At 56.9% G+C, this 15853-nt stretch carries 13 protein-coding genes; 5 read left to right on the top strand and 8 right to left on the bottom strand.

Annotation, left to right across the window (positions count from 1 at the left end; translation table 11 throughout):
* Positions 1 to 230: 230 nt before the first annotated feature.
* The 7 genes from AB1500_09335 to bioF form a co-directional block, all read right to left on the bottom strand.
* Positions 231 to 692 (bottom strand): bifunctional nuclease family protein, encoded by a 462-nt coding sequence (locus tag AB1500_09335; protein MEW6183360.1) that lies wholly within the window; start codon positions 690 to 692, stop codon positions 231 to 233.
* 684 nt (positions 693 to 1376) lie between these two features.
* Positions 1377 to 2372 carry a biotin synthase BioB gene (gene bioB / locus AB1500_09330; GenBank protein ID MEW6183359.1) on the bottom strand — a complete coding sequence of 332 codons (996 nt, stop codon included), beginning with the start codon at positions 2370 to 2372 and terminating at the stop codon, positions 1377 to 1379.
* Entirely contained in the window at positions 2369 to 3139 is a 771-nt protein-coding gene (locus AB1500_09325; protein MEW6183358.1) for a methyltransferase domain-containing protein, read from the bottom strand. Before AB1500_09325 ends, bioB begins: the two co-directional genes overlap by 4 nt.
* 257 nt (positions 3140 to 3396) lie before the next feature.
* Entirely contained in the window at positions 3397 to 4056 is a 660-nt protein-coding gene (locus tag AB1500_09320; protein ID MEW6183357.1) for an alpha/beta hydrolase, read from the bottom strand.
* Complete coding sequence (gene bioA, locus AB1500_09315; GenBank protein MEW6183356.1) at positions 4053 to 5414, bottom strand: adenosylmethionine--8-amino-7-oxononanoate transaminase; 1362 nt, start codon at positions 5412 to 5414, stop codon at positions 4053 to 4055. Before bioA ends, AB1500_09320 begins: the two co-directional genes overlap by 4 nt.
* 268 nt (positions 5415 to 5682) lie before the next feature.
* Positions 5683 to 6450 (bottom strand): dethiobiotin synthase, encoded by a 768-nt coding sequence (gene bioD / locus AB1500_09310; GenBank protein MEW6183355.1) that lies wholly within the window; start codon positions 6448 to 6450, stop codon positions 5683 to 5685.
* Positions 6451 to 6715: 265 nt separating this feature from the next.
* A complete protein-coding gene (gene bioF / locus AB1500_09305) occupies positions 6716 to 7870 on the bottom strand; it encodes an 8-amino-7-oxononanoate synthase (protein MEW6183354.1) in 1155 nt (384 codons plus the stop codon).
* A 264-nt stretch (positions 7871 to 8134) separates the two neighbouring features.
* Here bioF and AB1500_09300 point away from each other — a divergent pair, with 264 nt between their 5' ends.
* The 3 genes from AB1500_09300 to rimO all read left to right on the top strand — a co-directional run bounded on the left by AB1500_09300 (position 8135) and on the right by rimO (position 12966).
* Positions 8135 to 10366, top strand: coding sequence for a DNA translocase FtsK (locus AB1500_09300; GenBank protein ID MEW6183353.1), 2232 nt, complete (start codon positions 8135 to 8137; stop codon positions 10364 to 10366).
* Positions 10367 to 10476: 110 nt separating this feature from the next.
* On the top strand, positions 10477 to 11442 hold the full coding sequence (locus AB1500_09295) for a RodZ domain-containing protein (GenBank protein ID MEW6183352.1): 966 nt from the start codon (positions 10477 to 10479) through the stop codon (positions 11440 to 11442).
* 177 nt (positions 11443 to 11619) lie between these two features.
* Positions 11620 to 12966: a 30S ribosomal protein S12 methylthiotransferase RimO gene (rimO, locus tag AB1500_09290; protein MEW6183351.1), complete on the top strand. Its 1347-nt coding sequence runs from the start codon at positions 11620 to 11622 to the stop codon at positions 12964 to 12966.
* A 121-nt stretch (positions 12967 to 13087) separates the two neighbouring features.
* Here rimO and AB1500_09285 read toward each other — a convergent pair whose 3' ends face one another.
* A complete protein-coding gene (locus AB1500_09285; protein MEW6183350.1) occupies positions 13088 to 13630 on the bottom strand; it encodes a DsbA family protein in 543 nt (180 codons plus the stop codon).
* Between the two features lie 160 nt (positions 13631 to 13790).
* Between AB1500_09285 and AB1500_09280 the strand changes: the two genes are divergently transcribed.
* Positions 13791 to 14231, top strand: a complete 441-nt coding sequence (locus AB1500_09280; GenBank protein ID MEW6183349.1) for a hotdog fold thioesterase — start codon at positions 13791 to 13793, stop codon at positions 14229 to 14231.
* A gap of 10 nt (positions 14232 to 14241) precedes the next feature.
* Complete coding sequence (locus AB1500_09275) at positions 14242 to 15708, top strand: MDR family MFS transporter (GenBank protein MEW6183348.1); 1467 nt, start codon at positions 14242 to 14244, stop codon at positions 15706 to 15708.
* Positions 15709 to 15853 lie beyond the last annotated feature (145 nt).

The raw sequence follows: 15853 nt of genomic DNA, 5'->3' as shown, positions 1-15853 counted from the left end.
ATATCACGTAGGGCGCGGCGATAGGCTGCGCATAGCTTTGTCGGCGCCACCGGCCGGATGCTCACGTACGTTTCGAGTACGCTCCGCTCCGTCCGGCGTGTCCTTCGCGCTCTGCTTGCATCTTACCGCGTTCCGTCCGTGCAATATGGCTGAATGGTTACGAAGAACTAAGAAAAAGAGAACCTGTTATTTCAGGTTCTCTTTTTCTTAGACCTGCTGCGGATTACTTTTTAATGCAGCTTCCTTTCGTCGGACACTTTAACGATCTTGCTTTCGTCGGATTCCTGGCTGTACAACTCTTCGGGGGTAAGCGCGTAATCCGCGACTTTATCGGACATGAAAATCGGGGTTACGGTCCTCAGCGCCAAGGCGATGGCGTCGCTGGGCCGGGCGTCGATTACCGTCTCATAATCCTTGGTCTTCAGGTGAAGTTCCGCATAATAGGTTCCGTCTTTTACGTCACTGATAATGACGCTTGAAACCGTAACGCCGCTCTGTTCGCAGATCGTCTTTAAGAGATCGTGGGTCAACGGTCGGCCGAGGCTTGCGCCTTCGAGGGCCAAAGCGATTGAATGGGCTTCGAAAGGCCCGATCCAAATCGGCAGCATCTTGAGCTCTTCCTCGTCTGAAAGCAGAACCACAGGGTTCATCGCAAGGTCGAAGGCGATTTCTTTTACCTTGACAGGTACCATTGTGCCTCACCTCCCGGATTAGGGTACTAACCAATTCGACCGGACCTGCCGGGGTTTCCTGCTTAGTTTTATTAAATAAAACTGAAAAGATGCCACTGCATGAAGTCTATTCTCCGGGCGGCCTCTCTGTGAAAACGTCTTGCGCCGGATCAAACCCGCGGGTGGACACCTCCCGAAAGCGCTTGCAGCAACAAAGCGGGCGCGCTTCTCGCCGCTCTTTTTGCGCCGGATGATTCGCGCGCTTATTCCCAAAATATTACTAAGTTTAATTTTACTGCTTTTTTACTTTTTACGCAAACCGTTTCAAAACCATTTAGTCGCATAGTGCTTCGCCAGGGATGAAATGCAGGAAGCGGCGACGGGAAATAAGTTAAAAGTAAGAGCTATACCCTTAATCGTTCCAAATCGGGTCCGGCTTTACTTCCGTCAGGGGAGTTTTCCATACGGCCTCAGGGTCTTTGATGCCAAGATCTACGCAGGATGGTAAAAAACTAACCACAGAGATACAGAGCACACGGAGGGGGACTGTAGAAAGTCACGAGTCACTAGTAGCGAGTCAAGAATTAAGTCCTCAGGCGAAAGTCCCCGGTCCTTTTTCCTGACTTAGTACTTCAATGTGATATTTCTGTTCTCAGTGAACTCCGTGCCTCTGTGGTGAAACATTTTAGTTCCGGCTTGTCCCGGTTAGGGGGTATCTGGGAACAGTCCCAGGTCCCGGGCAAGCTGCAGATCGTGCGCGGTTCCCTGTCCGGAAGTGGTCAGGTAATCGCCGGTGATAAGTCCGTTCACACCGCCGGCGAGCCCCAGCGCCTGTGTGTTCCGAAGGTTGTGTTCACGGCCTCCGGCGTAGCGGATAACGGCCTCCGGCAGGACCAGGCGAAAAACGGCCAGGGTGCGGAGGATTTCAAGCGGAGGGAGCGGCGGCTGCGAGGCCAGCGGGGTCCCGGGAATCGAGTGGAGGAGGTTGACCGGTACCGATTTCACCCGGAGGTCGCGTAGCGCGAGAGCAAGCTCCACTCGTTGTTCCGGGCTTTCCCCCAGGCCGATGATCCCGCCCGCGCATATTTCCAGCCCCGCTTCCCGCGCGGTTTGAATGGTGGCTACCCGGTCGCTGTAACGGTGGGTGGCGCATATCCGGTCGAAGAAGCTTGCCGCCCCTTCGAGGTTGTGGTGGTACCGTTCGACGCCGGTCTTTTTCAATTCCCGGGCTTCTTCGGCCGTCAGGATGCCGAGCGAGGCGCAGAGACGGAGGTCCGGTATTTCTTTTCGTAACCGCCCGAAGGCGGCGATGATTTTATCAAAATCGCCCCCGGGATCACGGCCGCTCGTGACCAGTGAAAAGCGCCCGATTCCGGACGCCCGGGCCGCCTTTGCCCGCCGCAGGATGTCTTCCTCCGGGAGAAGAGGGTGGACCGGCGCCTGCGTGGGATAACGGGCGGCCTGCGCGCAGAAACGACAGTCTTCCGGACAGCGCCCGGCGCGCGCGCTTACTATGGCGCAGAGGTCCAGCCTTGTGCCGTGAATGTGTTTTCTCAGGACATCGGCCCAGCCTAAAAGAAAAGGGGTTGTTTCGTCGGGCATACGGATAAGGGTCACGGCCTCCGCCATGGAAAGGGCGCCGCCGTTAAAAACCCGTAGGGCAAGATCGCTTATCAGCCCGGTTTGCCCGATAAGGTTCATTTGCGGGCCACCACCAGCGCGATGTTCCAGTGAAGGGTGGTTTCGGAAAGCCCCGTGGTTAATCTGTTCCACATGTCTTCGGCAAGCTCCGCCCGGGACCCGAAGAGAAAATCCCAGGAACCGCGGGCGCGCAGCAGGACGCCGAAGAACGCGGGTGAGAGGGTCTCGCGAATCGTTACCGATTCAACGGAGCTTTTTAAACCGGCAAATTCCCGGCGCAGGCGGCTTATGCTCAAAAGGTGCTTGCCGTGGCGGTCGCCGACGCCGATTTCCCGGCAGATGCGGAGCAGGATCAGATTCCCGTCTCCTTTTGCCGGCCCGCTGACGGGCACCGAAAACGCCATCACTCCGCCGGGATCAAGAAGTCCCGCCAAGGTGCGGGCGGTCCCGGGACGGAACCAGTGGTAGCAGATGTTGCCGAAAACAAGGCCGAAACGGTCTTTCGTTTCAGCGGCTGCTTCGGCGGGTAAAAGGGCGAAGGTCGTATTTGTAAGCGGCTTTTTTTTGTTGTAAGCCAGCATTTCATTGCTCGGGTCAGTGGCCAGAATTTCGGCCGCGGGGAACCAGCGCCGCAACACGACCGTGGCCGCGCCGGTACCGGCGCCGACCTCAAGGATGCGTTGCGGATTGAGGGAGACTATCCTGTCCGCCAGCGCGGCGGCGATTCGCATGTAAAAGCGCTCGTTTTCCGGAGACGCGTAAATGTTGCTGTTAACGCTGAACGGTTCAGATACGGAAATCGGAATCGCCCCCTCTTTACAGTTCAAGGTTCAAAACAGAATACAGAAATACCTCTTCCGAGTGGCTAAGATGGTCAGAAGGTAGAATATAGAATAAAAATCCGGAACCGCTTAAAACTCGTAACCAGCAACCTGACGATCGTAACTTGAAACCGGTTTCCGTCCCTAACACGTAACGCGAATCTCGTAACTTTATTTCCGACTGAATATTGAGGACTTTCGACTTGGGACTTGACTCCCGCCTCCTACTTCTCCCCTACTGCTTACTACCTTCTACATTCTATTCACAGATAAGCCCCAACAGCGTTCAATACCTCGGGGGCGGTGATGATATCGAGGTGCCCCACGTTGTTTACGCTGCGGGTCTCCCACCCGATTTCACGGGCGCTTGCCACCGCTGCCAGGCAGGTCGGCAGGTCCCGGAAAGAATGAAACAGCAGTACCGGCGGGGACGGCCAGGGCTCATTGAGAACCGCCAGCGCTTCTTCCAGACCGGTAAAGGGTTTCGACTCCCGCACCCGGCGCGCCCTGAGAACCCGCAGGAGTTCGCTTTTGCGTCCGTCAAACCGGACGTCGAGGGGTATGGAGAGCAGGCAGGTACGTTTAGTTCCCAGCGTCATAGCTATACGCCCGCCCAGGCTGTGTCCTATGGCGGCTGTGAAAGTGTAGGTTTTAAGGGCGGCGGCGAACCTCCGGATGCTCTGCCCCGACAGCGGCTCCGGGTGCGCGCCGTGCCCGGGAAGGTCGGGAAGATACGTTTTCCAACCGGCGCCGGCCGCCGCGATCCCGAGACCCAGGACCTCCTCTTTTACGCCGCCGTACCCGTGCAGGATTATCGCCGCGCCTTTTTGATTCTCGGGCGTCAGCAGGTAGGCCGGCGTTCCGGCGATAACGGTCGGGCTTAAAGCAATCCCTTTTCCATTCAAACCGACGGTCGGGGTCAATTCGTTGCCTCCATGATGCTTTCCGTAACTACCCCGCAGAGGTCCGACAACTCCGGGTCGCTGATCGCCAGCGGCGGCATCAGCACAACAACGTCACCCAGGGGACGGATGATTACACCCTTCTCGCGCGCCTTAAGAACCACCTGCCGTCCTTTCCGGTCGACAAGCGGGAAGGGTTCCCTCGTTTCTTTGTTCCGGACCAACTCTATACCGACCATAAAACCGGCCTGGCGGACATCTCCGACGTGGGGAAGCCCCCGGAGGTTGTCGAGCAGTGTACGGAGGTGCTCTATCTTCGGTTGCAGCCTGTCCATGACCGCTTCGTTTTCGAACAGGTCGAGATTGGCCATAGAAGCGGCGCATGCCAGCGGGTTTCCGGTGTAGGTGTGGCCGTGATAAAACGTTTTCTGTTCGGGGTAGTCGGCATAGAAAGCCTCGTAGATCGTTTCGGTGGTAAGCGTCGCCGCGAGCGGCAGGTAGCCGCCGGTAATGCCCTTGGCCATTATCATGATGTCGGGGCTGACCTGCTCGTGTTCGCAAGCGAACATCTTGCCGGTACGGCCGAACCCCGTCGCAACCTCGTCGGCTATCAGCAGGACCCGGTGGGTGTCGCATAAGCGGCGGAGGCGCCGCAGGAACCCCTCGGGCCAGATAATCATCCCCGCTGCGCCCTGGATCACCGGCTCGACAATGACCGCGGCCAGTTCGTCACGGTACTCTTCTATGATACGTTCGAATGCGGTGAAACAATCACGGCCGCATCCCGACAGTTCGCTGTACCCGTAAGGACAGCGGTAGCAGTAGGCCGAAGGCGTTTTCAACGAAGCCACCACGAGGGGGCCGTAAACCTGATGAAAGAGTTCCATCCCGCCTACGCCGACCGCTCCCAGGGTATCTCCGTGGTACGCGTTATAGAAGGAAAGAAACTTGTTTTTGCCGGTTATGCCGATATTCCGCCAGTACTGAAAGGCTATTTTAAGGGCGATCTCCACACCGGCGGACCCGCTGTCCGAGTAAAAGACCCGTTTGAGGCCCGCAGGGGCGATGGCTGTCAAACGCTCGGCAAGAAGCACGGAAGGAACGTTTGCCAGCCCCAAAAGGGTGGAGTGCGCGACCTTCTCGAGCTGCTCTTTGATCGCATCGTTAAGCGCCGCTTTCCGGTGGCCGTGAACGGTGACCCAGAGAGAGCTTACGCCGTCGAGGTAGCGCCGTCCGTGAATATCAATCAGGTAACAACCTTCACCGGCGGCGATCACCGGGGCGTTTTCGGAAACGTACTCCTTCATCTGGGTAAAAGGGTGCCAGATCGTCGTGCGGTCAAGGTTTTCCAGGCGTTCTATCTCCTCACCGCTGTACATCCGTATACTCCTCCTAAAAGAAATCTCACCGCCAATCCAGTACTCAGTCCCTGAGTGCTGGCCAAGAACGCCAAGAATTAAGAAAACAAATATAACAACAAGTAAATCGCTATTTCCAGCGCCGATTTTTATTATTTGTTGTGCCGCTGAATACGGCAGGTGGGACTCCATTGAAAATAGGTCCGGCGTCCGACGTCCAAGTTCCGACGTCGAGAAAAAGTAGAAACCGGTCTTCCCCTGAATTGACAAACCGCACGGGCCATCAGAATTACACCAGTTTGGCGAGGGCCTCGTCCAACCGGTAAAGCCGGTTGAGCTCCAGCGCCGCTTTTTCCAGCAAGGCGCGCCCGGGTTCTCCGGCGTCAAGGCCGTCCAGTTCGGGAACCCGCGCCAGGACCGGCAGACCGGAGAGTTTGGCAATCGCCCTCGGGTTGTCCTTGACGACAGGGTCGGGGTCTTCGGGGTAGCGGTTTACAACCACGCCCGCCACCTTCAGTTCGACCTGCAGGGCCGCGGCGATCGTCAACAGGGTGTGATTAATGGTGCCGAGCCCGGGCCGCGCCGTTATAACCACGGGCAGCCCGAGGTCTCTCGCCAGGTCGGCGACCATGTATTTTTCGGAAAGGGGTACCAGAAGGCCTCCCGCGCCTTCCACGATCACGGCGTCATAAAATTTCTCGAGGTATTTGAAGCACTCCTGGACCACCTGCGGTTTGAACTCCTTTTTTCCCATGCGCCCCGCCAGATGAGGCGAAACCGGGTGTTCGAAACGGTATGGGCAAAGCACATCAATGGATTCCTCCAGGCCCAGAACGTCGGAAACAAACCTGGTATCCCCCGGCACGAGGCCGTCCGGCCCTTTGACGGCGCCGGTTTCCACAGGTTTGAGGTAGGCGGTTTTCAGGCCGGCCGACTGGTAAATCAACCCCAGAAGGGCGCTCAAGACCGTTTTACCGACACCGGTGTCGGTGCCCGTTATGAACAGCGACGGCAGTGTCGGTCTTGCCGCTTCGTTTCCGGTTTGTGTTTCAGTCACATCTAATGCCTCCATCTAAAGAATATAGAATACAGAATATAGAATACAGAATATTTAAGCAAGAGTTTTAAAAAAGAGTTATTATCCAGAATTTAAAATAGCTATAGTATAGGCATTCGTCTATAGAACCTTGGGCATGTTCATGAATCGAGCTTTGTCGGCTCGACCATCAAGTCTTAAAATGTTTTTGCCGCTAATCCCTTCTTCATGTTTCCCCCTTTCCCCTTTGCCACCTTCTTACCTTCTACCTTCTGTCTTCTATATTCTAAATTCCGTCTTCCATCGCTTCACTGAAAGCGGCCAAAAAACCGTCAATCTCACCGCAGGTATGCGCGGCGCTAACGGTTATTCTGAGCCGTGCCGTTCCATGCGGCACCGATGGCGGGCGGATGGCCGGTACGAAATAGCCCCGCTCGAGTAATCGTTCCGAAAGGCTCAAAGCCCTTGCCGGATCTCCTACTATTACAGGCATTATAGGCGAGGTCCCGGCCGTAAAAAAACAGCGGGCCGCCAGCCCGTCGCGCATCCGGCCAACGTTTTCCCAGAGCCGGCCGAGCAGCAACGGCTCCTCCAGGAGTAATTCAAAGGCGGTAAGAGCCGCGGCGGCCGAGGCCGGAGGCAGGGCCGTGGTGAAAATGAACGGGCGGGCGCTGTTGAGGACGAAATCGACGAGCACGTCCGATCCTGCTACGAACCCTCCCAGAGAGGCCAGGGCCTTGGAAAGCGTTCCGGTGAGCACGACGTCGTTGACCGGTATACCCTGGGCGGCAAGCGTACCGCGGCCTCCAGGGCCGAGGACGCCGGTGCCGTGGGCATCGTCTACAATAAGGATAAGGGAGTCCTCCCGTGCCACTGCGTACAACTCCGCCAGCGGCGCGGTGTCACCGTCCATCGAGAAAACGCCTTCGGTGACCAGAAGGCGCCGTCGCCCGCGATGCTGCGCGACGAGACGGCGGAGCGACGCGATGTCGTTGTGCGCGAAACGGAGAATCTTCGCGCCGCTCAAGCGGCAGCCGTCGAGCAGCGAGGCGTGGCAGAGCCGGTCGCAGAAGACCACGTCACCACGCCCGGCGAGGGCGCTGATCACGGCGATGTTGGCCATATAACCCGCGGGAAACACGAGCGCCCGCGCGCAACCCTTGAACCGGGCGATGCTCTCCTCCAATTCATTGTGTAAGGGAAAGTGACCGCTCACCAGACGTGAGGCGCCGCTTCCGGCGCCGTAAGTTCGTAAAGCCTCCGCGGCACTCGCGATAACCCGGGGGTGGTGTGTGAGCCCCAGGTAGTTGTTGGTGCAGAAAAGGGTTACCTCCCGACCGTTCAAAAGCGCCCGGGTGGGGCTGTACGGCGTTAATGAGCGCAGGGTGCGTCTCAATCCTGCGTTTTCTGCATCGTGCAGGGTCTGACCGAGAAACTCCACCTTATTAGGGTCCTCTCTTAAAATTGTAAACCTGGTAGGCATTTCTGGTTAACAATATAGACGTCCTCTGTTCCCATGTCAATATTAATCCGCAGGAATCTGTTCAGGCCCGTCTCAAATTCCAACTTCACACTTCTCACTTTCCAATTACTCTGCTTACATCCTGCCGCGTTCCATCAGCGAAACGCTAAGCGGCTGAATGGTACTCCGGCAGGAGAATTAAGTTTAGCGCCGAATGTAGTACGCGAAGAAAAGGAGACACTTATGGCGAGAAAAAGGCAGAATGAAAGAATATCTCTAAAGAGCAAGGTTAACGAAGCCGGGATGAGGGATATTAAGGCGGAACTTCTCGGTTTGGGCTTGCTTGCTTTGGCCGTCCTGAGCTTGATCGGCCTTACGAACGGCTCGGCGGGCGCGGTAGGGTCGTTCGAACGGCGTATTCTTTCGGGGTTGGCGGGCGAAGGCCGGTACCTGATTCCGGCCGCGGCCGGACTTTTCGGGATAGGCCTCCTGCGGGACGGACGAAGGGAAGACTTGAGGCTCAGGGCTTACGGCGGCGCCAGCCTGGTGCTGGTAGTCCTCGTGCTCCTTGATCTATGGCTTTTGCCGCGGGACGTGGCCTTTAAGGAAGCGCTGAATAACGGCCTTGCCGGTGACGGCGGGGGAGTGGTGGGCGCCTTCGTATCTTTTATCCTGTGCCGGGCTTTTGGAATTTCGGGGACTTACGTTATTCTCGGGAGCGTCACCCTTGCCTGTCTTGCCCTGACCACAAGCATGTCTCCGGGAGAACTCGGCAAGAAGGTGACAAGAAGGGTCTCCCGTTTCATTCATAGATTATCCCGGATGTTCGGGGACTTTATTTACACCGAAGTTAAAGAAGAGAAAGAAGAACCGGAACAGGAAGAAGAACCGCCGGCATCATTCCCTGTGATTATAGACGGTAACGAACCTGCGCATTCGAGAACGGAACCGCCGCCTCGCATGGAAACTCAAGTGTCAGCGCCTCGTCCGTTGTCGATGGACGAGAAATCCGCGGACCGGGTCAGTCAGATATCCCTCGAAGAGGTGGTCGCCTACAAGCCTCCGCCCATCACGCTGCTTACCCGTATCCCGAAGACGCGCGACGGTTCGGGTTCACGGGACATAGCAGAAAGCATCAAAATCCTCGAAGAAACCCTTGACAGCTTCAGCGTCAAGGCGAAGGTTGTGCAGGTTACCCGCGGACCCGCAGTTACCCGCTATGAGGTGCAGCCTGCCCCCGGTGTGAAAGTCAGCCGCATAGTAAGTCTGGCCGATGATATCGCATTGACGATGGCCGCGTCGGATGTCCGGATCGAGGCTCCCATTCCGGGTAAGGCGGCTATCGGCATCGAAGTGCCGAACAAGACGATTTCCCTGGTACATTTACGCGAGCTTCTTGAGACCAAGGAGTTCGTGCAGAATCCTTCGCCCCTTACGATGGTTCTGGGCAAGGGCATAGCCGGTCATGTAGCGGTGGCGGACCTTTCCCAGATGCCGCACCTGCTTATCGCGGGAGCGACGGGAGCGGGCAAAAGCGTCTGCCTGAACACGCTGATAATCAGCATTTTGTTCAAATCCGGGCCGGACGTGGTAAAGCTCGTGTTGATAGATCCAAAGATGGTGGAGCTCACCACCTACAACGATATTCCCCATCTTGCCTGTCCCGTGGTCACGGACGCCAAGAAAGCGGCCGCCACGCTCCGTTGGCTGGTGCGGGAAATGGAGCGCCGCTATGAGGCTCTGGCAATGGTGGGGGTCAGGGATATAAACCGCTACAACAGCATATTACAATTAAATGACGAGAAGAAAGCGAGGCTGCCTTACATCGTGGTGGTGATAGACGAGTTGGCCGACCTGATGATGGTCGCTCCGGTGGATGTTGAGGACGCGATATGCCGGCTTGCCCAGATGGCGCGCGCGGCCGGCATTCATCTTGTCGTTGCCACACAACGGCCGTCGGTAGACGTTATCACCGGATTGATTAAGGCAAATATTCCTTCACGGGTGTCGTTTGCGGTTTCATCACAGGTCGATTCGCGTACGATCCTGGACATGTCCGGCGCAGAAAAGCTTCTTGGCCGCGGCGATATGCTGTTTTCACCTGTCGGCAGCAGCAAGCCTCTCAGACTGCAGGGCGCCTACTTGTCCGACCGCGAGGTTGAAGCCGTAGTGGAATACTTGAAGAAGCAGGGGCTGCCGTCGACGGAGGAGATTCCCGTAGAGGTGCCGGAATACGAAGAAACGCCGGAGGAGGATGACGAACTCTTCCCTCAGGCGGTGGAAATCCTTGTGCGTGCGGGCCACGCCTCCATCTCCCTGCTTCAACGACGGATGAAAATCGGTTACGCCCGGGCCGCCCGCTTAATCGATATCATGGAGCGCCGGGGTATAGTCGGTCCTTTTGAAGGAAGCAAGCCGCGAACCCTCCTGATGACCCTCGAACAATACCGCGCAACCATAGACCGCCGAAAATAGTCAAATCATGTCTAATATTGACTATTAATTGCCCGGTGTGATATAGTTAAAAACGGGAAAACTTTATCGTTTTTCCGCGAAAATAGTCTTAATCTTTATGGGGTGGTAGAGTGATCGGAGAAAAACTTTCCAAGGCCCGGGAAGAGAAAGGAATAACCATTTCGACGGCCGAAGAAGCGACCAAGATTCGCGCGAAGTTCTTGGAAGCAATGGAAAACGACCGGTTCAATGCTTTACCCGGAAGGGTTTACGCCAAGGCGTTTCTCCGCACTTATGCCCGCTACCTGGAATTAGACGAAGCTGTTCTGGCCGCGGAACTTGACCGGTTCTTCGAAGCGGAACAGGGACACAGTTCCGGGAGCAAACCGCACAAGGAGGAGAAACCCCGTCCTCCTTTCAACTGGCAGCGCTACCGCAGCATTTTCCTGATAGTGGCCGTTGTCGGGTTGCTTCTTGCTTTCAACGGCATCTATGAGGCGGTTTACAGCGGCCCGGCCGAAAACGCACCGGCCCTGCCACATGAGGATACAACGCAAACCCCGGCAAAACCGCCAGTTAACGAGAACAAGACCCCGCCTTCCACGGGCGAGCAGTCTTATTCACCGGTGCCTGAGCCTGAAGGGGATGCCGGGGGTCAAGACCGGGAGGATCCTGCGGAAGAAAGCACGCAGGATCAGCAAGGCCATGAAGGTGAAAACAACCAAACCGGCCAATCCGGCGACACCACTCCCGAGGAGCAGACGGGGCAGACAGGCGGTTCTACTCCTGCCGGCCAGACGGGGCAAACAGGCGGTACACCCGGGACGGGTCAGGCCGGACAAGAGGAACAGAAGAGTCAGGGAGTCACGTTGTCTTTAAACGCGACCAGGGATAAGTGCTGGACGCAGGTAAACGTCGACGGTGTGCCTGCTTTTGAAGGGATGCTTTGGGCCGGTGACGCGCGCAGCTTCAGCGCTCAGAACTCTATAACCGTCATACTGGGCAACGCCGGGGCCGTCGAGGTTATCTCCAACGAGCAGAACCACGGTTACCTCGGCGGTATAGGACAGATTGTAACGAGGGAGTTCACTCCTTAAGAGTGATGAATGCGGAATGGTGAAATGATGAAATAATGAAAAAGAGAAACCGGTTTAGTTGCGGATGCAGGGTTTAAAGGATTAAAGTATAATGTAACCACGAGCAAGAGTGAGAGGTTTTCTATGATTACTTCTCACTCTTGTTTCAATTAGGTCCGATTTCGCGGGGGTATGGTTGTGATTTTTGTCTGTGCTCTAAGTCTGGGATGCGCAAAAAACCGGGTGGATACCGAGGTTATGCTCGGGCTTTTGGGGACGGCCGGGTATGGTGTTACCTCCGACCCGCAGGCGGCGGACGTTATACTGGTCAATACCTGCGCCTTCATAGCTGCGGCGCAGCGGGAATCAATAATCACCCTCCTTGAAGCGACCGGGTACAAACAAGAGGGAAGACTTAGGGCGCTTATCGCGGCAGGCTGCCTGGCCGAGCGGCACGGCGCGGCTCTGCTGCGGGAGATACCGGAGATCGACGCGGTTTTGGGTACCGGGAAGCTGGACCGGGTGGTCGAGGTGGTGGAAGGGGCGCTTGAAGGACGGAAACCTGTTGTCACCGGTGATCCGGGGTTCCTTCACTCAACGGAGCCGCGCCTTTTAACCACGCCTTCTTATACGGCTTACATCAAGATCGCCGAGGGATGCGGCAACCGTTGCAGTTTCTGCGTTATCCCGGCGCTGCGCGGGCGTTTCAGAAGCCGCAGCCGGGAGGATATTGTAACTGAAGCCGGGTTATTGGCGGCCGGAGGGGTAAAAGAACTTATCCTTGTAGCGCAGGATACCACCAAATGGGGAACAGACCTTTACGGCCGGCCCGGTTTGCCCGGACTTCTGCAGGAACTCGCGCATCTTGACGGAGTGCGCTGGATCCGGCTGCTTTACGCGTACCCCACGGGTATTTCCGAGGAATTACTGAGAGTCATGGCGGAAGAAGAAAGGATCTGCAGGTACCTCGATATTCCTTTGCAGCACGTGAGTCCGCACCTTCTGAAATCGATGAACCGGCCGGTAACGGACGCAAAGGAACTCGTCCGTAAGGTGCGGGCGGCGGTACCGGGTGTGGCGCTGCGGACCACGTTTATTGTCGGGTTTCCGGGCGAAACGGAGACCGATTTTACCGCCTTGAAAGAAGCCGTACGGGAATTGAAGTTTGAGCACGTGGGGGTCTTCGCCTACTCCCGTGAGGACGGCACACCGGCCGCTGCAATGTCCGGAAGGGTATCCGGGAAGGTGAGGGAAAAGCGGGCGAGGGATCTAAAAAAAGTCACCCGGGAGCTGTCATTTTCGCGAAATCAGTCGCGGGTCGGCCAGGAGATTCCGGTGCTGGCGGAAGGAAAGCAGGGGCGCTTCTTTCGCGGGCGAAGTGAATCCGACGCGCCCGATGTCGACGGTACGGTCTGTTTTGATGCGGTCCGGCCGGTGGAGCCGGGTGATTTTGTAAAGGTGAGGGTAACCGCCGCGAAGGCTTACGACCTGATCGGTGAAGCGGTACAGTTACAGGACCCTACGCAAAATGGCAGGGAAAATTAACTACAGGGACACAGAGCACTCGGAGGGGAAGACAGAAATATAAGATTCCATTTTGTTATTGAGTATGATATTTTTATTCTCTGCGAACTCTCTGCCTCTGTGGTGAAACATTTTGGTTAGTTTAAAGCTCTTGGAGCGTGCGCTGAAAAACGGCGTAAGGCTGTGCGCCGACAATTGTTTGTTTCTCGTTAACGATAAAGGTGGGGACGGCGGTAATGCCGTAACCCCTGCCTGACGCCAGAGCTTCCTGCAGCCGCGGGGTGTACAGCCCGCGGCCGAGCGCGTCGTCTAATTCATTGGCGTCAAGACCGATTTCTTTAAGGAGTTCAATAATCACCGGTTTTGCCCCGATGTTTTGACCCTCAAGGAAATAACCCCGGAAAAGCCGGTCGTGGGCCTGACCGAACCTTCCCCTGTCGCGGGCGAACTCACCGGCTTCCAGGGCGAGCCGGGAATTTGCGATTACGGTTATTTTACTAAAACTTACGCCGTAGGGGGCGCCGGCCGATCGCAAGCCCCGGATCATCCGGTCCGCGTCGAACCCCGGCCCGATGCTCTCCAGAAGCTTGCCCTCCGGGGGTGTCTCAGGGTGAAGCTCATAACCCACCCATTTAACGGCGATGTCGAATTCCTGCCCCAACTTTTCGACAATGCCCTTGCCGATGTAGCAGAAGGGTCACACGTAATCGGAAAAAACGGTCAGGTTGATACTCATGCTTTCACCCCAAAGTATTTTACCACATTTGAGGGGTCAAGGGTTCCGGCCAGCGGCTGAATTATTATCAACAAGGAATTCCGTAAAACACCGGCGAATATATTCACGTATGTCTGAGAAGAACTCTTCCGTACCGCAAAACGAGGGTAACCGGGTTCCTACCGGTCTGCTTGAAAACGACGTCTTCCCCAAGTGGCTGGGCATCCGTTTCGGGCGCGTGACTCCGGGATACGCGGAGGCTACCCTGACCGTCGCGGAGCACATGCTTAATTTCGCCGGGGTTACCCACGGCGGGGTTGTCTTCGCCCTGGCAGACACCGTGTTCGGCCTTTCCAGCAATGCTTACGGCGGAACCGCCCTGGCCATCCACGCCAATATAAGCTACCTTAAGGCAACCACAGCGGGGGATGTACTCACCGCCCGGGCGGTCGAGGAATCGCGTAAGGGGCGCCTGACCCACATCCGCGTCACGGTGGAAGACGCAGGGGGCGAACCGGTCGCCCTTTTCCACGGCGTCGCCTACATTAAAAACCACCCTCCGGCCCCTTAGGGGTAAAACCATGTACACCAACCGCACCATCGTGACCGTCGCCGTGATGCTGGCGACCTTTCTGGCCGCCCTGGATATGACCATCGTGGGCACCGCAATGCCCACGATTATCGGCCGTCTCGGCGGCATGTCGCTCTTCGCCTGGGTCTTTTCCGTGTATCTGTTGACCTCGGCGGTCACGACGCCCGTTTACGGCAAACTTGCCGACCTTTTCGGGCGCAGGCTGGTCTTTGCCTGGGGAACCGGGATCTTTTTACTCGGCTCGGCGCTTTGCGGTCTGTCCCAGGATATGGTCCAGCTTGTGCTCTTCCGGGCTGTTCAGGGTCTCGGCGCCGGGGCGGTGCTTCCGGTGACCATCACCATTATCGGCGACATCTTTACCATGGAACAGCGCGCCCGCATGCAGGGCCTCTTCAGCAGCGTGTGGGGCATATCGGCCATAATCGGTCCGGCGCTGGGGGGCTTGATTGTTGACTACCTCGACTGGCGCTGGGTATTTTATGTAAACATACCTCTGGGCGTAGTTTCAATCATACTGCTGCTGGTGTTTTTGCAGGAAGAGAAGCATCACGTCAAACCAAAACTCGATTACCACGGGGCTTTAACCCTGACCATGGGGGTGGGCGCACTGCTCTTTGCCTTGCTTCAGGGCGGTGTTTACCTGCCGTGGCGGTCGCCGGTCATTCTGGGGCTTTTCGCGCTTGCGGCGGTTTCCCTCGCAGGATTTATCCGGGCGGAGCGCCGGGCGGTGGAGCCAATGCTGCCCCTCAGCCTTTTTAACGAGCGTATCATAACCGTGGCGGTGGTCGGGAATTTCCTGGCCGGGGCGGTTATGATCGGCGCCTCTTCGTATATCCCGCTCTTTATGCAGGGGGTGTTGGGCGGTACGGCCATCAACGCCGGCGCCGCGCTTGCCCCGATGTCCATAGGCTGGCCTCTCGGCAGCGTGATTTGCGGGCGTCTGCTTCTAAGGGTGGGATACAAGCGCATGGTGGTCCTCGGAATGATTTTTCAGGTGGCGGCCGCGCTGATGATGCTTTCTCTCGGTGTTGCGACCCCTCACTACTTCGTTCTGGCCGTCAGCTTTGTTATGGGGCTCGGGCTCGGCTTTTGCTCCACCGCGTTCATCGTTTTCGTACAGGCAGCCGTCGAATGGAGACGGCGCGGCGTCGCCACAGCCGCCGTGCAGTTTATGCGCACCTTGGGCTCTACGGTGGGTGTCGCCGTCACCGGCGCGGCGTTAAACGCGTTTCTGGCCGTAAAGACAACGGCTGCAGGTAATGCCGCTTCCTCCACCGTTACCATAAACAGGCTCATGGACCCTTCCCAGCGTCATCTCATCCCCACGGACCAGATGATACCGCTGCGCGAGGCGCTCGCCGGGGCGTTGCACGGCACCTTCTGGATCGTGCTGGTGTTCGCCGTAATCGGGCTTCTAACCGTTTTCCTGTTCCCCGGCCATTCACGGGATAAATAGCACCGGTCTTCCTTGCACTGCATCACTTCCGCCGCGTTCCGTTTTGTTACGTTACTGCTTCTATGTAACCGGCTTAAGAGCCCCTATTTTCATTCATCAAGGTGCGCAATGCGCGGGCACCGCTAATAATTCCGCTGACCCCCGG

This window comes from Bacillota bacterium (assembly GCA_040755295.1).
Classification (GTDB): Bacteria; Bacillota; Desulfotomaculia; order Desulfotomaculales; family Ammonificaceae; genus SURF-55.
The sequence above is the reverse complement of the archived record's forward strand: the minus strand, read 5'-3'. Positions and strand labels throughout refer to the sequence as shown.

Coding starts and splice junctions, on each gene's coding strand:
- AB1500_09335 (MEW6183360.1), bottom strand. CDS start 692: ATGGTACCTGTCAAGGTAAAAGAAATCGCCTTCGACCTTGCGATGAAC.
- AB1500_09300 (MEW6183353.1), top strand. CDS start 8,135: ATGGCGAGAAAAAGGCAGAATGAAAGAATATCTCTAAAGAGCAAGGTT.
- bioB (MEW6183359.1), bottom strand. CDS start 2,372: ATGAACCTTATCGGGCAAACCGGGCTGATAAGCGATCTTGCCCTACGG.
- AB1500_09280 (MEW6183349.1), top strand. CDS start 13,791: ATGTCTGAGAAGAACTCTTCCGTACCGCAAAACGAGGGTAACCGGGTT.
- AB1500_09275 (MEW6183348.1), top strand. CDS start 14,242: ATGTACACCAACCGCACCATCGTGACCGTCGCCGTGATGCTGGCGACC.
- bioA (MEW6183356.1), bottom strand. CDS start 5,414: ATGTACAGCGGTGAGGAGATAGAACGCCTGGAAAACCTTGACCGCACG.